General features: G+C 64.2%; 18 protein-coding genes. 7 read left to right on the top strand and 11 right to left on the bottom strand.

The features are described 5' to 3' along the window. Position 1: 1 nt before the first annotated feature. Positions 2 to 595, bottom strand: coding sequence for a lysophospholipid acyltransferase family protein (locus VKT51_12980; protein HLJ85081.1), 594 nt, complete (start codon positions 593 to 595; stop codon positions 2 to 4). After that, positions 592 to 1,269 carry a (d)CMP kinase gene (gene cmk, locus VKT51_12975; protein HLJ85080.1) on the bottom strand — a complete coding sequence of 226 codons (678 nt, stop codon included), beginning with the start codon at positions 1,267 to 1,269 and terminating at the stop codon, positions 592 to 594. Before cmk ends, VKT51_12980 begins: the two co-directional genes overlap by 4 nt. Positions 1,270 to 1,324: 55 nt before the next feature. Between cmk and radA the strand changes: the two genes are divergently transcribed. From radA to VKT51_12955, 4 genes are all read left to right on the top strand, one after another. Further along, the gene (radA, locus tag VKT51_12970) at positions 1,325 to 2,719 is read left to right on the top strand and encodes a DNA repair protein RadA (GenBank protein ID HLJ85079.1); all 1,395 of its coding nucleotides are present in this window, start codon (positions 1,325 to 1,327) and stop codon (positions 2,717 to 2,719) included. A 64-nt stretch (positions 2,720 to 2,783) separates the two neighbouring features. Beyond that, positions 2,784 to 4,316, top strand: a complete 1,533-nt coding sequence (gene hutH / locus VKT51_12965) for a histidine ammonia-lyase (GenBank protein ID HLJ85078.1) — start codon at positions 2,784 to 2,786, stop codon at positions 4,314 to 4,316. A 22-nt stretch (positions 4,317 to 4,338) separates the two neighbouring features. Beyond that, positions 4,339 to 5,994, top strand: coding sequence for a urocanate hydratase (hutU, locus tag VKT51_12960; GenBank protein ID HLJ85077.1), 1,656 nt, complete (start codon positions 4,339 to 4,341; stop codon positions 5,992 to 5,994). After that, positions 5,994 to 6,686 carry an AIM24 family protein gene (locus tag VKT51_12955; protein HLJ85076.1) on the top strand — a complete coding sequence of 231 codons (693 nt, stop codon included), beginning with the start codon at positions 5,994 to 5,996 and terminating at the stop codon, positions 6,684 to 6,686. The genes hutU and VKT51_12955 overlap by 1 nt, the downstream gene beginning before the upstream one ends. Before the next feature lie 59 nt (positions 6,687 to 6,745). Here VKT51_12955 and VKT51_12950 read toward each other — a convergent pair whose 3' ends face one another. From VKT51_12950 to VKT51_12930, 5 genes are all read right to left on the bottom strand, one after another. Continuing rightward, the gene (locus tag VKT51_12950) at positions 6,746 to 7,276 is read right to left on the bottom strand and encodes a hypothetical protein (GenBank protein HLJ85075.1); all 531 of its coding nucleotides are present in this window, start codon (positions 7,274 to 7,276) and stop codon (positions 6,746 to 6,748) included. A 106-nt stretch (positions 7,277 to 7,382) separates the two neighbouring features. Then, on the bottom strand, positions 7,383 to 8,282 hold the full coding sequence (locus VKT51_12945; GenBank protein ID HLJ85074.1) for a hydroxymethylglutaryl-CoA lyase: 900 nt from the start codon (positions 8,280 to 8,282) through the stop codon (positions 7,383 to 7,385). Further along, positions 8,279 to 10,243 carry an acetyl-CoA carboxylase biotin carboxylase subunit gene (locus VKT51_12940; protein HLJ85073.1) on the bottom strand — a complete coding sequence of 655 codons (1,965 nt, stop codon included), beginning with the start codon at positions 10,241 to 10,243 and terminating at the stop codon, positions 8,279 to 8,281. The genes VKT51_12945 and VKT51_12940 overlap by 4 nt, the downstream gene beginning before the upstream one ends. A gap of 20 nt (positions 10,244 to 10,263) precedes the next feature. Next, positions 10,264 to 11,040, bottom strand: a complete 777-nt coding sequence (locus VKT51_12935) for an enoyl-CoA hydratase-related protein (protein ID HLJ85072.1) — start codon at positions 11,038 to 11,040, stop codon at positions 10,264 to 10,266. 97 nt (positions 11,041 to 11,137) lie between these two features. Further along, positions 11,138 to 12,745 carry a carboxyl transferase domain-containing protein gene (locus tag VKT51_12930; GenBank protein HLJ85071.1) on the bottom strand — a complete coding sequence of 536 codons (1,608 nt, stop codon included), beginning with the start codon at positions 12,743 to 12,745 and terminating at the stop codon, positions 11,138 to 11,140. 58 nt (positions 12,746 to 12,803) lie between these two features. Here VKT51_12930 and ftcD point away from each other — a divergent pair, with 58 nt between their 5' ends. The 3 genes from ftcD (at position 12,804) to VKT51_12915 (ending at position 15,409) form a co-directional block, all read left to right on the top strand. Then, positions 12,804 to 13,682: a glutamate formimidoyltransferase gene (gene ftcD, locus VKT51_12925; GenBank protein HLJ85070.1), complete on the top strand. Its 879-nt coding sequence runs from the start codon at positions 12,804 to 12,806 to the stop codon at positions 13,680 to 13,682. Continuing rightward, positions 13,676 to 14,926, top strand: a complete 1,251-nt coding sequence (gene hutI, locus VKT51_12920) for an imidazolonepropionase (GenBank protein HLJ85069.1) — start codon at positions 13,676 to 13,678, stop codon at positions 14,924 to 14,926. Before ftcD ends, hutI begins: the two co-directional genes overlap by 7 nt. Positions 14,927 to 14,995: 69 nt before the next feature. Then, positions 14,996 to 15,409, top strand: a complete 414-nt coding sequence (locus VKT51_12915) for an ATP-binding protein (protein HLJ85068.1) — start codon at positions 14,996 to 14,998, stop codon at positions 15,407 to 15,409. Between the two features lie 135 nt (positions 15,410 to 15,544). Here VKT51_12915 and pfp read toward each other — a convergent pair whose 3' ends face one another. The 4 genes from pfp to VKT51_12895 form a co-directional block, all read right to left on the bottom strand. Next, positions 15,545 to 16,786: a diphosphate--fructose-6-phosphate 1-phosphotransferase gene (pfp, locus tag VKT51_12910; protein ID HLJ85067.1), complete on the bottom strand. Its 1,242-nt coding sequence runs from the start codon at positions 16,784 to 16,786 to the stop codon at positions 15,545 to 15,547. A 3-nt stretch (positions 16,787 to 16,789) separates the two neighbouring features. Then, positions 16,790 to 17,362 (bottom strand): DUF4760 domain-containing protein, encoded by a 573-nt coding sequence (locus VKT51_12905; GenBank protein ID HLJ85066.1) that lies wholly within the window; start codon positions 17,360 to 17,362, stop codon positions 16,790 to 16,792. A 3-nt stretch (positions 17,363 to 17,365) separates the two neighbouring features. Beyond that, positions 17,366 to 17,914, bottom strand: coding sequence for a hypothetical protein (locus VKT51_12900; GenBank protein HLJ85065.1), 549 nt, complete (start codon positions 17,912 to 17,914; stop codon positions 17,366 to 17,368). A gap of 37 nt (positions 17,915 to 17,951) precedes the next feature. Further along, positions 17,952 to 19,792 (bottom strand): AAA family ATPase (locus tag VKT51_12895; protein HLJ85064.1); only part of this gene is annotated, 1,841 nt, incomplete at its 5' end.

Below are 19,792 nucleotides of genomic sequence, written 5' to 3'. Positions count from 1 at the left end.
CTTAGTCGGCCAGCAGGCGCTCGATCGACGCCGAAAGTTCTTCAGTCCACCGCTCGATTTCAACTTTCGTCGGTTTTCGTACCGTTCCCTGGAAGACGAGCGGTGTGCCGATCCTCACTTCAACGCGGGCGCCGCGCAATCGGCGTGCGGCGCGATCCGTGCCGACGAGTCCGACCGGCACGATCGGGCACCGCGCGGTGGCCGCGATCAAAACGGCGCCGCCGCGCGCTTTCGCAACGCCGTCACGATTGCGCCTGCCTTCCGGAAAAATCCCGACGCACTCACCGCGCTTCAGTGTTTCGAGCGCGTGCTTGATCGCGCCGAGATCGGGGCGGTCGCGTTCGACCGGAAACGCGTGGACGCTGCGCAAGATCGCGCCGATCAACGGGTTTGCGAAGAGCTCCCGCTTGGCCATGTAGTGCAGCACGCGGGGAAACCACGTGCCGAGCAGCGGCGGATCAAGGTACGATCGATGGTTCGCGGCCACGACAAGCGGACCGGTTGCGGGCACGTTGTCCGCGCCGACGGCGTGCGCCGCGAACAGCGCCGCGGTCAGCGGACGGAATAACGCCTTGGCGGCCATGTAGACGCTCACGGGGCCGCAGTCACCGCGTTCTCGAGCCGTGCGACGACTTCTTCGACCGGAATGCCCGACGTATCGAACTCGACGGCATCCGGAGCTTTGACGAGCGGCGAAGCGGTGCGCGACGAATCCCGCAAATCGCGCATTTCGATCTCGGCGCGCAGCGCCTCGCGGCTCATCGAACTGCCGCCCGCCCGCAGTTCGGCGAGACGGCGATCCACTCGCGCGTCGAGGCTCGCGGTGAGATAGAACTTGAAGCGCGCGTCCGGCAACACCACCGTGCCGATGTCGCGGCCGGCCATCACCACGTCTTCGCCGCGCGCGAACTCACGCTGCACGTCGATGAGCTGTTTGCGGACGTGCGGCATCGCGGCGATGGGCGATACCGCGCGTGAGACCGCCGTGGAGAACAATTCGACTTCGAGCGGCACGCCGTCCGCAAGCAGACGGTAACCGAGCGCGGTTCGGGAATCGGATTCGATGCGAAGATCGAGCGTATCGACGAGCCGCCCCACAGCCAACGGATCGTCCGGCGATACGTCGCGCGCGATCGCGACGTAAGCCACCGCTCTATAAAGCGCACCGGTGTCCAGGAATAAGCAGTGGAGACGCGCCGCGAGAAGCCGCGCGACCGTGCTCTTGCCGGAGGCGACCGGACCGTCGATCGCAATGTGACGGGGGGCCACGCCCACAAGAAATCCTTTCACGCCGGTGCGCGCGGCGGTCTAATCGCGAGTCGCGATGTTCCCGTGGCGGGCGACATCGGTCCTGCCGCAGAAAGAACCGCTCGTGGCGAAACGACAGACGACTTACTATTGCGGCGCATGCGGTTTCGAAGCGCCGAAATGGATCGGCCGCTGTCCGTCCTGCGACGCATGGAATTCCTTCGACGAGGCGCCGAGATTGCAAAAGCAATCCTCGAGCCACGCCGGCCGTGCCGCACGGTCGCACGCGGCGCCGCTCCGTATGGCGGACGTCGAGAACGCGGCCGCTCGCAGATTATCCACTGGCATTCTCGACTTCGACGATCTGCTCGGCGGCGGCATCGTGCCGGGCGGCGTGATGCTCGTCGCCGGGCCGCCGGGCGTCGGCAAGTCGACGCTCGCCCTTGCAGTCGCGAGTTCGCTCGCAGGGGGATCGAAGATCCTCTACGCGTGCGCCGAAGAGTCGGCTGCGCAGACCAAACTGCGCGCAGGCCGCTTGGCGGCCTCCGATGAGATCCTCTTAGCCGCTTCTGACGACGTGGAAGCGATCGTCGCAGCGGCGCGCGAAACGCGCCCCGCACTGCTTGTCGTGGATTCGATCCAAACGGTGTTCTTGCCCGGCGTCGACGGCGCGCCCGGCTCGGTCTCGCAAGTGCGCGAGTGCGCGCAGATGCTGACGCGCTTCGGCAAGGAAAGCGGCTGCGCTGTCTTGCTCGTCGGACACGTCACGAAAGACGGTTCGATCGCAGGGCCGAAAGTGCTCGAGCATCTTGTCGACGTCGTGCTCTCGTTCGACGGCGAACATCTTGGAGTGCATCGCCTCCTGCGCGCCACGAAGAATCGATTCGGGGCCACAGATGGCGTGTGCGTCTTCGAGATGGCCGAAGGCGGACTGCGCGAAGTGCGCGATCCGTCGCTTGTCTTTCTCGGCGAACGGCGCGGAGCCACGCCGGGAGCCACGGTCGTGGCCACGTTGGCTGGCGCTCGGCCGTTGCTCGCCGAGGTCCAGGCGCTCGTCTCCGCAGCCGGCTATTCGAGTCCGCGCCGACTTGTCAGCGGCGTGGATTACAACCGCGTCTGCATGATCGTCGCGGTCCTCGAGCGCCGCCTCGGTATGCAGCTCAGCACGAACGACGTCTACGCGAGCGTCGTGGGCGGACTGCGCGTGACCGAGCCCGCGGTCGATCTTGGGATCGCCGTCGCGATCGTCTCGGCGCTGCGCGATCGCGCGATCGCGCACGATGTCGTCTGTTCGGCGAGGTCGGCCTCGCCGGCGAATTGCGCGAAGTCAGCGGCGCGGCGCGGCGCCTTGCCGAAGCCGAGAAGCTCGGCTTCAAACGCGCTATCGTGCCCGCCTCGGCGCGCGCAGTCTATTCGACCGCCGCGCTCTTCGTCTCTCCGGCGCGAACGCTCTCGGAAGCCGTCGCCATAGCGTTTGCGGATTGAACGCCCGCTCCGAGCATGATGGCGCGCGCCGCTAGCCGAAACGACGCGTCATGACGAATCCCCGGCCGATCGCTATAGACGGCACGAATCTGTCGTTATCGCTCGTCGAAGCGGTCGCGCGCCGCGGGGCCAAGGTTTCGCTCGCCGATGCGTGCCGCGCGAAGATCGCGGCCGCCCGCGATCTCGTCGAGCGCACCGTGACTGCCGGCGACCGCGTCTACGGCGTGACGACCGGCTTCGGGCACTTGAAGAACGTCAAGATACCGGCCGAGGACGCACTCGAACTGCAGCGCAACCTCGTCCGCAGCCACGCGACCGGCGTCGGCGAGCCGCTGTCAAGCGCCGCGACGCGCGCATCGGTCTTGCTACGTGCGCATTCGCTCGCCCGCGGCAATTCCGGCGTCCGGCAAGAGGCGATCGATCTTCTTCTCGCCATGCTGGACCGCAACGTGCTGCCGGTCGTGCCATGTCAAGGGTCGGTCGGTGCCTCCGGCGATCTGGCACCGCTCGCGCACGTCGCGCTCGTCCTCATGGGCGAGGGCGAGGCGTGGTACGACGGTCAGCTGCTGCCCGGCGCCCGCGCGCTTTCTGCCGCCGGGCTCGCACCGCTCAGCCTGTCGTATAAGGAAGGGATATCGCTGATCAACGGCACGCAAGTGATGACCGCGATCGGCGCGCTCGCGCTTTTCGACGCGGAGAACGCGTGCAAAGCCGCCGACATCACGGGTGCGATGAGCCTCGAGGCTTTCCTCGGCAGCGACGCACCGTTCGTCGAACGCATGAACGCGCTCCGGCCGCACGCCGGGCAGCTGCGCGTCGGCGCGAATCTGCGGCGCTTGCTGCGCGATTCGGGCGTCATGGCCTCGCACAGCGACTGCGATCGCGTGCAGGATCCGTATTCGTTTCGCTGCATGCCGGTCGTGCACGGCGCGGTGCGCGACTGCGTGCGATTCGTCAAGGACACGATCGAACTCGAGATCAACTCGGTGACCGATAACCCCGTGATCTTCCCGGAGGACGGTTCCTTTGTCAGCGGCGGGAACTTCCACGGCGAGCCGGTCGCGATGGCGATGGATTACCTCGCGATCGCCCTTGCCGAACTTGGATCGATCTCCGAACGGCGCGTCTACAAACTGCTCGATGGTCTCGAAGGCTTGCCGATGTTCCTCACCGAGCGAAGCGGACTGCGCAGCGGCTTCATGGTTGCGCAGTATACCGCGGCGGCGCTCGTCAGCGAGAACAAGACGCTCTGCGCGCCCGCATCCGTGGATTCGATTCCCACGTCGGCGGGCCAGGAAGACCACGTCAGCATGGGCACTATATCCGCGCGTCAGTGCGCGCGTGTAGTCGAGAATCTCCAGAACGTCCTCGCGATCGAATTGCTCGAGGCGGCGCAAGCGCTCGATTTCCGCTCGCCGCTCACGTTCGGGCGCGGCACGGCGATCGCGCACCGCGCGATCCGGGCCCGCGTGCCGCATCTCGATGATGATCGCGATTTGAGCATCGACATCGCCACGGCCCGCGAACTGCTTGCGAGCGGCGAGCTCGTCAGCGCCGTCGAAGCCGAAATCGGTCCACTCTGACATAGTAAGAGGATAGACTCTGATGAGCACGTCATCCAGCCGCGTCGTGCGAGCACCGCGCGGACCCGAGCGGACTTGCCTTGGCTGGGGCCAGGAAGCCGCCATGCGCATGCTCATGAATAATTTGGATCCGGACGTGGCGGAGCGGCCGCAGGATCTCGTGGTCTACGGCGGCAGCGGGCGCGCGGCGCGGTCGTGGGAAGCGTTCGACGCGATCGTGCGCACGCTCAAACGGCTCAAGAACGATGAAACGCTGCTCGTCCAGTCCGGCAAACCGGTCGCGGTCTGGCGGACGCACGAAGCCGCGCCGCGCGTTTTGATTTCGAATTCCATGCTCGTGCCGAAGTGGGCGGACTGGGAGACGTTTCGCGCGCTTGAGGCACAGGGCCTGACGATGTACGGCCAGATGACCGCCGGTTCGTGGATCTACATCGGCACGCAGGGCATATTGCAGGGGACATATGAGACGTTTGCGGCGCTTGCGGCTAAGCACTTCGGCGGGTCGCTCGCCGGACGCATCGTGCTCACCGCCGGCTTGGGCGGAATGGGCGGCGCGCAGCCGCTCGCCGTGACGATGAACGGCGGCGTCGCCATATGCGTCGAGATCGACCCCGCGCGAATCCAACGCCGCATCGAAGGCCGCTATTGCGACGTCGCGGCTCAATCAATAGATGAAGCGCTCGGGCTTGCCTCCGCGGCGGCTTGCGAGAAGCGGGCGCTTTCGATCGGCTTGCTGGGCAATGCGGCCGACGTTTTTCCCGAGATGCGCCGCCGCAACGCGCCGATCGACGTCGTGACGGATCAGACGTCCGCGCACGATGCGCTCGCGGGGTATGTGCCGGCGGGCCTCACTCTCGATGGCGCCGAGGAGCTTCGCGAAGAGGATCCCGCGCGCTACGAACAGCGCGCGCTCGAATCGATGGGCGTGCATGTCCGCGCTATGCTCGACTTCCAGCGCGCGGGTGCCGTGGTCTTCGACTACGGCAATAACATCAGAGCGCAAGCCAAGATCGCCGGCGTGCAGGATGCGTTCGACTTCCCCGGCTTCACGCCGGCATTCATTCGGCCGCTCTTCTGCGAAGGCAAAGGGCCGTTCCGGTGGGCGGCGCTCTCAGGAGAACCATCGGATATCGCGGTTCTTGATGATGCTTTGCTCGAGACCTTCCCGGACAACGGGCACCTACGCCGTTGGATCGAGCTCGCACGAGAACGCGTGAAGTTCCAGGGTCTGCCCGCTCGCATTTGTTGGCTCGGTTTCGGCGAGCGCGAGAAATTCGGCTTGAAGATCAACGAGCTCGTGCGGACGGGGCGTGTGAAAGCGCCGATCGTCATCGGGCGCGACCACCTCGATGCGGGCTCGGTCGCTTCGCCGAATCGCGAGACGGAGGCGATGCGCGACGGGTCGGACGCGATAGCCGACTGGCCCATTCTCAACGCGCTGATCAACGCCGTCGGCGGCGCGCACTGGGTGAGCGTGCACCATGGCGGCGGTGTCGGAATCGGCTACTCCATCCACGCGGGAATGGTCATCGTCGCCGACGGTTCCGACGATGCTCGCGAGCGGCTTCGACGTGTGCTCACGACAGATCCCGGAATGGGAATCATCCGGCACGCCGATGCCGGTTATCCCGAAGCGATCGCCGCTGCCGATCGCAATCACCTCGACTGGAGGCTCTGATGAACGTTCCCGTCTTACTGCCGACACAGGCCCGCGACGAGACCTTCGGCGGCGTCACGTATCACATCGAAGGCGAACTCGTCCCCGTCCTCCACGTCGAACTCACGTCTGAGAAGATCTACTTCGAGCACAACATACTGCTCTGGAAAGATCTCTCGGTCGAGATCAGCATCATGCCGGTGCCAGGTGCGCTCAAGCGCATGCTCGCCGGCATGCCGGTCTTCGTGACGCAGGCCGGTGGGCCGGGGCGCATCGCGTTCAGCCGCGATGGCGCCGGCCACGTCTTGGCCATGCACATGGAAAGGGGCCAGACGGTCGACGTTCGCGAGCATCAATTCCTCGCCGCCACGAACGGCATCGGCTATTCATTCGCGCGCGTCAAAGGCGCCGCGAGCATGTTCTTCGGCGGCACCGGCTTTTTCATCGACACGTTCAAGTGCCAGTCGGATGCTGGTGTAATCTGGCTGCAAGGCTATGGAAATGTTTTCGAAGTAGAGCTTGGCGCTGGGGAGCAGATCGATGTCGAACCCGGCGCGTGGCTTTATAAATCGCAAACCGTGAAGATGGAGACGATCTTCCAAAAGCTTTCGACGGGTATTTTCGCAAGCGGCGGCAACCTATTTTGGAATCGCTTCACGGGCCCGGGCAAGTTGGGATTCCAGTCGATGTCGGTGATGCTAGCCACCGAGTGACGTCGGAAGCCGGCGGACCATAAAGGTCCGCCCTACAAATCTTGCCCTTCGTCGACCACCTAGGTTGTGGCTTCTGGCGGTCCGTCGATGATTTTCGGCGGGCGATATGGCTGCCAAGGCGCCGGCGCGGGCGCGTCGGATTCTTCGGCGACGCGGCGTGGTAAGTCCGGTTTGAATACGTTGCGCGGGGTTTGGCCTGCGAGCCGCGATGGGATCGTAAGACGGTCGACGAGTTGCGCATGGAGCGCTTTCGTCGACTCTAGACTTGAGCACGTGACGTACGAATCCCACAGGCGCCAACACACGAACGCTGCTATGAGGCCCGGTATGATTCCAAGGATGGACAGCAAGCCGACCAGCGCGTTCACGCCGGCAAGGATCGCGCCGACGAGGAACGGCCAGCCTTGACCTTGCGACGCGAAATACCAGAACGTGGTGAACATCGCGGCGACGAATGCGCACAAGAAGAGCGCTGAGGGATCCCTGAAGTTGGCGATCGCGAGCAGCGACCACGCTGCCATCGGGATCCAGAACCAGCGCGCGCGGCCGCGCGCAAGAGATAGAATGGCCGCTGAGGCGTTATCTATCATAACGTCTTAGACTTCGAAGTTCATGAACTCGGACCTGTGGGCATTGCTTCCCATGAGGAGCGGACGTTTGTCGTCCGCCGGCGGACCAGAAAGGTCCGCCCTACGATTATTTTGCAAGAGCTTGCCAGGCCTTGCTCGTTGGTGCGTGAGAAAGGTCGCCTGCGATGAGTGAAGTTGCGGCGACGACCTTTTCCAGGGAAACGCCGGTCTCGATCTTCATGCCGTGCAGCATGTAGATGAGATCTTCTGTTGCGAGGTTGCCGGCGGCGCCCGGCGCGTACGGACAGCCGCCGAAGCCGCCGGCGGCGCTATCGAAGATCGAGACACCGCACTGCAGCGCCGCGAGCACGTTGGCAAGCGCCGTGCCGCGCGTATCGTGGAAATGCATCGCGCAGCGCGCGGCTTCTACGTGCGCGAAAAGCAGGCCGCACAGTTCGACGACCTGATTCGGCGTCGCGACGCCGATCGTGTCGCCGATCGAAAGCTCATCGATGCCGAGGGCCAGCAGTCGCGACGCGACGTCGACGACAGCGTGCGGCGCGACTTCTCCCTCGTACGGACAACCGAAGCACGTCGAGACATAGCCGCGCACGCGCATGCCTTGTGTCTTCGCACGCCGGACGACGGGTTCGAATCGCCCGATCGATTCGGCGATCGACGCGTTGATATTCGCACGCGCGAAAGATTCAGAAGCGGCGGTGAACACGGCGATCTCGCGCGCGCCGGCGGCGATCGCGCGATCCAACCCGCGCTCGTTCGGCACAAGGACCGGATAGCGCACGCCGTTGCGAAATCGGACACGACGCATCACGTCATCCGCGTCGGCGAGTTGCGGTATAGATTTGGGGCTTACGAACGAGGTCGCTTCCACGACAGGAAGGCCTGCGTCGGCGAGCGCTTCGATAAACGCGACTTTGCGTTCGGTCGGAACGATCTCTTTTTCGTTCTGCAGGCCGTCGCGCGGCCCAACTTCGACCACGGTGACGCGGCTCGGCATCTCGCTCATGCGTCGATGCGCACGAGGACGTCGCCTGCGGCCACGGTATCACCTTGAGCGACCGAAATCTCCGCGACGCAGCCCGCGTGCGGCGCGGCGATGCTATGCTCCATCTTCATCGCCTCCATGACGACGAGCACTTGGTGCGCTTCGACGTCTGCACCGGGCGCCACGGCGACTTTGACGACCGTTCCGCTCATCGGCGCGGCGACCGATCCGGTCGAACCATGCGCGGCATGGCGGTGGCCTTTCGCGCTTTCGGCGACCGCGGGCGGCAGCGCAAGCACACAGTCGGCAAAGAATGAGTCGAAGGCGACGCCGATGCCGCCGCGCAACGGCCACGCGACGAACGGGCGCTCAGTGCCGTCTACCTGCGCGACAAACTCGCCGTTGCCCGTTGTAGACACGCGCGTAGTTCGATCGCCCGCGGAGCACCACCACGCCGAGGCGCGCGGATCCCATGTCAGCCGGACGTCGCTCGCAAGAGGCCGACCGAAGTGGACGGTGCGTTCGGCCTGCGACTGCCGCCACGGCCCGAGCGCTCGCCACGGGTCCGGCGGGCGAGAGCGCTCGAAGCCGAAACCGAGCGCCGCGGCCGCGGCCATCAGCGCGAGTTCTTGATCGCCCTCATGCGCAAGCGCGCTCGTGGTGAAATGGCGCTCAATGAAATCGGTCGTGGTCTCGCCGCGTTGAAATGCCTCGTGGCTCACAAGCCAGCGAAGAAATGGAAGGTTCGAGCCGACGCCTCCGATGCGGTAGTCGTCGAGAGCCGCCGTCAGGCGCTCGATGCATGCCCCACGCGTGCGATCGGAGACGATGAGTTTTGCGAGCATCGGATCGTAGTCGGACGAGACGACGGTGCCTAACGCAACGCCTGCATCGTTGCGGATGCCTGGTCCTTCGGGGAGACCGAACGCCGTTATCATTCCGGTGCACGGTAAGAATCCGTTCGAAGCGTCCTCGGCATACACTCGCACTTCGATCGCGTGACCGCGCGGTCTCATCTCGTCCTGAGAAAACGCGAGCGGCTTGCCGGCGGCGATCCAGAGCTGTTCGCGAACGAGGTCGATTCCTAAGACAGACTCGGTGATGGGATGCTCGACTTGCAGCCGCGTGTTCATTTCAAGGAAGTAGAACGATCCGTCGGCGTCGAGCATGAACTCGACAGTGCCGGCGTTGACATAGCCGACGGCAAGAGCGGCTTGTACCGCGGCCGCGCCCATGCGCGCGCGAAGAGCGGCGTCGACGGCGGTCGATGGCGTCTCCTCGAGAACTTTTTGATGGCGGCGCTGGACCGAGCACTCGCGCTCGCCGAGGTGGATGCACGCGCCGCTCGCGTCGGCAAGTACTTGGATCTCCACATGCCGCGGCGCGCTGAGATAGCGCTCCAGGAAAACCGTGTCGTCGCCGAACGCAGCGCCTGCCTCACGCTTAGCGCCCTCGATCGCGGACCGCAGATCGGCCGGATCGCGCACGATTCGCATGCCCTTGCCGCCGCCGCCGGCGGCGGCCTTCACCAGAAGCGGGGCTCCGATACGCTTGGCTTCCGCTTCGAATACCTCAAAGGACTGTTCGTCCCCCAAGTAGCCCGGAACGGTCGGCACGCCCGCTTCGCCGACAGTGCGCTTGGCCGCGATCTTGTCACCCATCGCGCGCATCGCATGCGGGGGCGGTCCGACAAACGCGATGCCGGCGGCAGAGCACGCCGCCGCGAAGTCCGCGTTCTCGGAGAGAAAACCATAACCGGGATGTATCGCGTCCGCGCCGCTGGCTCGAGCGGCTTCGACGATCGCGTCGGCACGCAGATACGATTGGCGGGCGGCCGCCGGTCCGATCCGCACCGCTGCATCGCACGCTCGGACGTGCACGGCTTCTTTATCCGGGTCGGAATAGATGGCGACAGTATGGATACCCATCGCGCGGCATGTTCGCGCGATGCGCACCGCGATCTCGCCGCGGTTTGCTATCAAAACTCTTTCGAAAGGACGGGCTAGCGCCACTTGGGCGTCCGTTTTTCAAGAAATGCGCGCAGTCCCTCTTGTCCTTCGTCGCTGCTCCGCCGCTGCGCGATCGTGGCGGCGGTCCATTCGCGCGCCTCGTCTTTGTCGAGCCCGAGAACCGTTCGCGCGATGATCTTCGCCGTCCGAGTCGCTTGCGGTCCGCACGCGAGCACTTCATGGATCGTCGCTTCCAGCGCCTTGTCCAGGTCCGCTGCCGGCACGACGTGGTGCACGAGACCGATCTGCAGCGCTCGAGCGGCGCCGAATCGTTCGCCCGTGGTGAATAATGCTCGAGCGTGGCCGACACCGATCTTTCGCAGCACGAACGGCGAAATCACCGCCGGCACGATGCCGAGCTTCGCTTCGGTGAATCCAAAGATCGCGTCGTCTGCGGCGATCACGATATCGCACGCGGCGATCAGCCCGGCGCCGCCGCCGAGCGCCGCGGATTGCACTCTCGCGATGACGGGCACCGGACAATCATCGATCGCTGCGAACATGTCCGAAAGCCGCAGCGCATCTGCGCGATTCTCTTCGCGCGAAAGCTCGAGGCTCTGGCGCATGTAGTTGATATCGGCGCCGCCCGAGAACATCTTGCCCGCGCCTTCAAGGACCATCGCTCGGACCGACGCATCGGAGCCGACCGAAGCAAACGCCTCGGTCAATTCCGCGATCATCCGTGTGTCGAGCGCGTTGCGCACGTCGGGTCTGTTCATGCGGACGCGCATGACCGCGTCGCTGCGATCGATCGCTATGGTATCGTGCATGAACGACCTTTCCTCTGTTCCCCGTTATAAGGCGAGCATCGCCCGCCCGCGGTCCGCCGTCGTAGGGCGAGCACCGCTCGCCCTACATGACGCCGATCTACATTCTGAATACGCCGAATTTCGTCGGCGGCAGCGGCGCGTTGGCCGATGCCGAGATACCGAGTGCGAGAACTGCGCGCGTGTCCGCCGGGTCTATGATACCGTCATCCCACAGCCGCGCCGTGCTGTGGTACGGATTACCCTCCGCTTCGTATTTCTCGCGGGTCGGGCGCATGAACTCGTCGCGTTCTTCAGGCGTCAGCGAGCGCCCCTGACGCTCCAACTGCTCAAGCTTCACGGTCAGCAGCACGTTTGCGGCCTGTTCGCCGCCCATCACCGAGATGCGGGCGTTCGGCCACATCCAAAGCTGCCGCGGACCATATGCTCGGCCGCACATGCCGTAGTTGCCGGCGCCGAACGATCCGCCGACGATGACCGTGAATTTCGGAACTTCGGCGTTGGCCACCGCCATCACCATCTTGGCCCCGTCCTTTGCGATGCCGCCTTCTTCATATTTCTTGCCCACCATGAAACCGGTGATGTTCTGCAGGAAGACGAGCGGAACACCGCGCTGGCAGCACAACTCGATGAAGTGCGTCGCCTTTAGAGCGCTCTCGGAAAACAGCACGCCTTGGTTCGCGAGGATGCCCACGGGCTGCCCTTCGATGTGGCCGAATCCGCAAACGAGCGTCTGACCGTAGAGCGCTTTGAACTCGTGAAATTCCGAACCGTCCACGATGCGTGCGATCACTTCGCGCGCGTCGTACGATTTTCGTCGGTCGCTCGGGATGATGCCGTAGAGCTCGCGTGCATCGTGGCGCGGCGGTTTGGCCTCTCGCACCGGCCACGGCGTGCGCTTGCGCGAGTTGAGATTCGTGACGATCTCGCGCACGATCGCAAGCGCGTGTTCGTCGGACACGGCGTAGTGGTCGCTGACGCCGGAGATCTTCGTGTGCACATCGGCGCCGCCAAGATCCTCAGCACTCACGACCTCGCCGGTCGCGGCTTTCACGAGCGGCGGACCGGCCAGAAATATCGTTCCTTGGCCTTTCACGATCACCGTCTCGTCGGACATGGCCGGCACGTACGCACCGCCGGCAGTGCACGACCCTAAGACGGCTGCGATCTGCGGAATCCCTTTGCCCGACATGCGCGCCTGATTGTAAAAGATCCGCCCGAAGTGATCGCGGTCGGGAAACACTTCGTCTTGCAGCGGCAAAAACGCGCCGCCGGAGTCGACCAGATAGATGCACGGCAGATAGTTCTGCTCCGCGATCTCTTGCGCGCGCAGATGTTTCTTGACCGTCATCGGGTAGTACGTGCCGCCTTTGACGGTCGCGTCGTTGCCGATGACGACGCACTCGCGCCCCTCCACGACGCCGATTCCGGTGACGAGACCGGCCGACGGCGCATCGCCGTCGTACATGTCGCACGCGGCGAGGCTTGAAAATTCGAGGAATGCCGAGCGCGGATCCAACAGCCGCGCGATGCGTTCGCGCACGGGAAGTTTGCCGCGCGACGTGTGCTTGGCCATCGCTTCCGGTCCGCCGCCGGCGGCGGCTTGCGCCGTCCGCGATCGCAATTCGTCGAGCAGGCCGAGCATGTAGTCGCGGTTTGCTGTAAACGACGGCGACGAGACGTCGATCCGGCTTTCGATGACTGCCATGCCGTAGAATTGTCGCGCGCAAGGGGAGCGGCCTGCCGGAGGCCAAGCGGTCGCATCGATGGCGAAGGTCTTCGAATGCGTGCCGAACATTTCGGATGGGCGCCGCATCGATGTGATCGAAGCGGTACGCGCTGCCGCTGCTGCCGGCGACGGCGTCACGGTCGTCGATGTCAGTTCCGATGAAGCGCACAATCGCTCGGTCATCACGCTTGTCGGCACCGGTGACGGCGTGCTCGGCGCAGCGGTACGGCTCGCCGAAAAAGCAGTCGAACTCATCGATTTGCGAAGCCATAAAGGCGAGCACCCGCGCATGGGCGCCGTCGACGTCATCCCGTTCATCCCCGTCGGCGACGCAACGATGGACGACGCAGTGCTTTTGGCGCATCGCTGCGCTCAGGCCATTTGGGAGCGCGCGCGCGTGCCTTCCTATTACTACGGCGCGGCCGCCACACGGCCGGAGCGCCGCCGGCTCGCGGACGTGCGCAAGGGACAGTTCGAAGGTCTGCTCGAGGCCGTCAAAACGCCCGAACGGCGTCCGGACGTGGGAGAGCCCGTGCTGCACCCGAGCGCCGGCGCGGTGGCGATCGGCGCGCGCGATTTCCTCATCGCATTCAATGTCGATCTTCGGACCAACGATCTCGCGCTCGCAGAGCGGATCGCGGCCGGCGTCCGCCAGACCAGCGGCGGCTTCTTCGGACTCCAAGCGAAAGGATTCGTCATCGGCGAGAACCGGGTGCAAGTCTCGATGAACGTCTTGGACTATCGAGCCATACCGCTTTACCGGGTCGCAGAGATCGTCCGTCGCGAAGCCGGCGATCGCGGCGTCGGCGTCGAGCGATGCGAGCTCGTCGGGCTCGCGCCGCTCGCCGCGGTCGCGGCGTCTGCCGCATACTACCTGAACCTCGAATCGATCGACTCCTTGCAGATCACGTGGTAAGAAACGAGCGAGACTTCGCGGTCGTCAACGCGACCCTGCTGACGCTTGCCCCATTCGCGCAAGCCCACGGCGTGCTGCCCGCAGACGAGGCAGCCCTTGGCATTATCAAAGACGGAACCGTGGTCGTGCGTGCAGGCCGAATCGCCGCCGTCGGGTCGTACGCTGAATGCCGGGCGAGACTGTCCGACGTACGCGAAGAGCGCGGCGATGCGTTTGAAGAGTTCGATGTTCACGGGGCCGTCGTGATGCCGGGCATGATCGATGCGCACACGCACGCGCTTTTTGCGGGCGATCGCGTTCAAGATTTCGACGATATTAGCGCCGGCCGGAAGCCGCGCCTCGGCATCGCGCACACGGTTGAACAGACGCGCGCGATGTCGGACGTCGAACTCGTACAGCTCGGCGCTCGCCGGCTCTCCCTCATGGCCGACCACGGCACCACGACCGCCGAAGTGAAGACGGGATACGCCTTGACCACCGAAGGCGAGTGCCGCATGCTTGCGGCACTCAAAACGCTGGACGCGGACTCGGCGCTGCCGCACGTCGTGGCCACGTTCTGCGGCGCGCACGCGCTTCCGCCCGAATTCACCGACGCCGACGCATTTGTCGCTATGCTGATCTCAGAAACGCTTCCGGCGATCAGCGCCGCACACATCGCTCGGTTCGCCGACGCCTTTTGTGAAGCAGGCTATTTCAGCGTCGAGCAGTGCCGACGTTTTCTGCGCGCATGCGCGGAGCGCGGTCTGCGGCTTCGCATCCACGCGGACGAGCTCGCGCATTCCGGAGGCAGCGCGCTTGCCGCAGAACTGCGCTGCACGTCGGCGGATCATCTGAATTTCGCCGAGCCCTCCGACATCGCCGGGCTCGCACGCGCGGGCTGCGTCGCGGTGCTATGTCCGACCACGACGGAATATCTCGGGCTTGAGCGTTACGCCCCGGCGCGTGCATTGATTGCCGCGGGTGTTCCGGTAGCGCTTGCGACGGATTTCAATCCGGGCACGAGCCCGTGCTTCTCTTTGCAGACGGTCGCGCATCTCGCGCGACGCCGGCTTCACATGACCGTCGCCGAAACGATCGCAGCCGTGACAGCAGTGTCAGCAAGGTCAATCGGTCCAGATGAGGAGACGGGCAGCATCGAGCTGGGCAAGCGAGCCGATTTCGCCGTGATGCAGAGCCGCGATTTCCGCGAATTTGGATACTATTTCGGCGTAAATCTGATCTCGTGGGTGAATATCAGCAAGTAAGCGGTAGAACGAGAGCGATTCGCGGTTGGCATGCCCAGGTGTGGGTATGGTTATAGCAGCGAGATTCTAATGGTTGATTTTGAAGCGCAGTTTCCGAGCGCACCTTCGGCCGTCCGCGCGGCCAGGCGAGCAGCGCGGGCATTTGCCCGTCGCTCCGGCTTTGGCCAGTGGGATGTCTCCGATATCGTGCTTGCTGTCGGCGAGGCGTGCAACAACGCGGTCGAGCATGGTCACGTCACCGGAGGGCAATTCACGATGCGCTGTCATTGCGACGATGGCGGTGACGTCGCGTTTGAGATAGAGGATCGCGGCGGTGGATTCGAACTCGGCACCAAAGGCGGCGCGATAGCGCCGTCCGAGCGCGGCGTCCGCGGCCTTGGCATTTTTCTCATGCGCTGCCTGATGGACGACGTGCACTACGACGCGACTGAATTCGGCACAATTGTGCGCCTCGTGAAGCGCGCTCACCCGGCTCCAATGTAGGGCGGACCTTTATGGTCCGCCGGTAGGGCGGACCTTTATGGTCCGCCGGTAGGGCGGACCTTTATGGTCCGCCGGTAGGGCGGACCTTTATGGTCCGCCGGCGGACGATAAACGTCCGCCCAACATAACGTAGGGTCAGAGCACCTTCGAGGCGGCAGAGAAACGCCGCGCGAATTCGGTCGGGGTCAAGCCGACTTTGGCTGCGATCGGTCCGAGCCGCGGCTCTTCGAGATCGGCCGGCTCGAGACGGATCGAATATTTGCGGCAGACCTCGTAGGCCTCTGAGCGCGTATCAAGGACGCGCACGCGGATGCGGCCGGTCTGAGGGTCGATCATCTCTGCGAGCGGCACGGGCGCGACGTGTCCGCCGCGCAAAGCGACCATCGCACCCGATCCGCCGCCAAGCAAGTACCGCACGGCTCCATAGCCGAGCGTGCGGGTGTATTCGACGTCGAACGGTACCGGCTTAGCGCAGCGCAATTCGTATCCAACGTCTTTGGTCACCACGCCGATGTTCAGCCGCAGATCCTTGAGCCGTGCCATCACCGTGCTCTTGATGATGGCGCCAAGGTCGATGTCGGCGAGGCGCACGTGGCCATATGGATCGCGCTCGACGTCCTTCAAGCCGGTGAGTTCGCGCTCGTCCAATCGCTCGGCGATGCCTTCAGCGATCACCGCGACGCCGTGATCGGCGCCGCTCGCGCTCCGCTTGATCATGCTGCCGACGATGACGTTTGCCACGAGATCCAGCGACGCGGGCGTAGAGGCGAACTGTTCGGGAATGACTGCCAGCGTCGCGCCGGCGGCTTTGGCGATGCCGACCGCCAGCGCGCCGGATTTGCGGCCCATGCTGATCACGAGATACCAGCGTTGTGTCGTGCGCGCGTCCTCCATCAGCGTCTCGACGATGCCGGCTCCGACGGCGCGCGCCGTCTCGAAGCCGAACGTCGGCATATTGTCGGGCAGCGGGAGATCGTTGTCGATCGTCTTCGGCACGGTCGCGACGCGGATAGAGCCGCCGGTGGCTTCAGCGATCTTGGCCGCACCGAACGTCGTGTCATCGCCGCCGATGCACAGCAAGTGCGTGATCCCGAGTTCGCGCAGCGCGTTCACGCAATTCGTCAGCGTCTTCTCATCTTGCGCCGGATTCGTGCGCGCGGTCCGCAAGATCGAGCCGCCGGTCCAATGGATGCGGCTTACATCTTCGATGCGCAGCGAGGTCGCGTGCGCGGCGTCTCCGCGCGCCAGCCATCGATAGCCGTCGTAGATGCCGATGACCGAGCAGCCTTCGTTGATCGCCTCGATGGCCGCCGCTCCGATGACGCCGTTGATGCCGGGCGCAGGGCCGCCGCCGACGAGGATTCCCAGTGTTGGCATGATCTAGGGCTTTGACGCCACGCCCGGCGTCCCCGCGTCCATCGCTTCCAACTCGGCGAATCGCGGGGTGCCGCGGGGATACGTGCCATCCGGAAATTTCTTGTTCCAGATCCGACCGCGCACGGCAAGATATTCGAAGTTTTCATAGACCGCCGCACCTCTGCGCGCGCGCAACTGTGACGTCACAGGGGCGAGCTTTCTCCAGTACCGCACTGCCGTTCCGCTGATCAGGTCCAGAAACAGGCGCTCGTCGAGCAGCCCGTGTTTCATGTACGAACCGACTTGTTCGAACCAGTCGCAGACGAGCAACTCGGGGTGGGCGCCGCGCTCACCCGAAGCATCCCGAAGGCTCTCGAGAAACGTCGGATCTTTGACCTTTTCCTGGAGATCGTCGCGAACGAATTTCATGCATTCTTGGAACTGGCTGTCCTGCCACGTCTCGAGTACAGTCAAGAGCGCGTTGAGCTGGTTGCTCGCGCGCAAATGGCGGAGTTGCACGATGGCCGCGATGGCGGCAGCTGCGACCACGGCAAACGTGGATCCGGAGAGAAGAGTATTCCAAGCCTCGATCGACATGCGCTACTCCGGCAGGGTGTCTTCAAGCCGCAGGCGCGGCGTGTCTTTTGGGTACGTACCGTCGGGGTGACGCGCCTCCCACATCATCGACCTCGATGCGAGCCACTCGAAGTTGTCGTACACTTGGGACCCGCGGGCCCGCCGTATAAATGCGATGACCGGGACGAGCTTGTTCCACGCGGCGATGCACTGCATGCTCGTCGTATCCATGAAGGCCGCTTCGGACGTCAGCCCGAGTTTGATGATGGAACCCATCTGCTCCCACGTTGCGAGGAGCGATGCCTCCGGATGCCGCGCGAGATCAACCGGCGTCTTCAGGAGTTCGGCGCGATATTCTGGATCTTCGAGCTTGCGATCGAGCTCGCCATGAAAGACGTATTGAAGGACGCGCTGGAATTCAGGATTCGAAACCCGGGTCATCAATTCGAGCGACGCGGTGATCTGGTTCGCCGCGCGGATGTGCCGCAGTTGCAACAGCGCAGCCAAGGCTGAAGCGGCCACGACAAGAAACGTGGCGAGCGAGGAAAGCGCGGAAACCGCGTTCCAGTCCATAGGCCGCCGTTTCGCGGCGGCCTATGACTACGCTTCTTTACGTTCCGCTGATCTCGGGGCTCGAAGGTTCGAGCGGCGGCGGCTTGAGCGGCTCACCGGATTTGCGGAACACGCTCTTGCCGTCTTCGGCGTCGAACAGGATGTGGTCGCCGACCTTGAACGTGCCGCGCAGCAGCTCTTCGGAGAGCGGGTCTTCCACCATGCGCTGGATGGCACGGCGCAAAGGACGCGCTCCCATCGCCGGATCCCATCCTTCTTTGGCCAGAAGTTCGCGAGCCGCGTCGGTGGCCTCGAGCGTCATGTGCTGGTTCTCGAGTTCCTTCACGACTTTGGCGAGTTCGAGTCCGACGATCTCCTTGATCTGCGGCAGGTCGAGCTGATGGAAGACCACGACTTCGTCGATGCGATTGAGGAACTCCGGCCGGAAGAGATGCTTGATCTCCTCGAGGATCTTGTTCTTCATCCGCTCGTGCTTCACGGTAGGCGAACCCTCGTCTTTGATCGGCCGGAACCCGATCTCCGCGGAGCGCTGCATCCCGGCTGACCCGACGTTGCTCGTCATGATGATGACCGTGTTTTTGAAATCCACGGCGCGGCCTTGCGAATCCGTCAGCCGCCCGTCCTCGAGCACTTGCAGCAAGAGGTTGAACACGTCCGGATGCGCCTTCTCGATCTCATCGAGGAGCACGACCGCGTAGGGGCGCCGGCGCACGGCTTCGGTGAGCTGGCCGCCTTCTTCATACCCGACATAGCCGGGAGGTGCGCCGACGAGCCGCGAGACCGCGTACTTCTCCATGTACTCCGACATGTCGATGCGGATCATCGACTCGGAATCGTCGAACATGAACTCCGCAAGCGTGCGGGCGAGTTCGGTTTTGCCGACGCCCGTCGGACCGAGGAAGATGAACGAGCCGATCGGGCGCTTCGGGCTCTTCAGCCCGGCGCGAGCGCGACGGATCGCGCGCGTGATGACTTTGACCGCTTCGTCTTGTCCGATGATGCGCTTGTGCAGCGCGTCTTCCATATAGAGAAGCTTCTTCGTCTCTTCTTCCCGCAGCTTGCTGACCGGGATGCGCGTCCACGTCGATACGATGTGCGCGATCTCGTCGGCGCCGACGGTGTTGACCGACTCTCCCTTGCCCGTGCGCTTCTCCGACCACTCCGCTTCCAAGAGCTGCTTCTTCGTGCGCAGCTTCTCCTCACGGTCGCGGACTTGCGCGGCCTTCTCAAATTCCTGGGCTTTGATGACCGCTTCTTTCTCGGCTTTGACCTTGCGGATCTCATTCTCGATCTCGCGGATCTCCGGCGGCATCGCCGTGGATTGCAGGCGAACGCGCGAGGCTGCTTCGTCCATGAGATCGACAGCCTTATCGGGCAAGAAGCGGTCGGTGATGTAGCGATCGGAGAGGCGCGCCGCCGCTTCCAAAGCATCGTCGCCGATCTTCACGCGGTGGTGCGCTTCATAACGGTCGCGCAGGCCTTTCAGGATCTCGATCGTCTCTTCGACCGAAGGCTCACCGACCATGACCGATTGGAAGCGCCGCTCGAGCGCTGAGTCTTTCTCGATATGCTTGCGGAATTCGTTGAGCGTGGTGGCGCCGATGCATTGCAGTTCGCCGCGCGCCAGCGCAGGCTTGATGATGTTGCTCGCGTCGATCGCGCCTTCGGCGGCGCCGGCGCCCACCAGCGTGTGCAGCTCGTCGATGAACAGGATGATCTCGCCCTCGGCGGCGCCGACCTCCTTCAGCACCGACTTCAGGCGCTCCTCGAACTCGCCCCGGAACTTTGCGCCGGCGATGAGCGAGCCCATGTCCAGCGCCATCAGCTTTTTGTCGCGCAGGCTTTCGGGCACGTCGCCATTGACGATGCGCAGCGCCA

It is taken from the genome of Candidatus Eremiobacteraceae bacterium (assembly GCA_035295225.1).
In the GTDB taxonomy this organism is placed as follows: domain Bacteria; phylum Vulcanimicrobiota; class Vulcanimicrobiia; order Eremiobacterales; family Eremiobacteraceae; genus JABCYQ01.
This window is presented reverse-complemented; position numbering and strand designations above follow the sequence as displayed.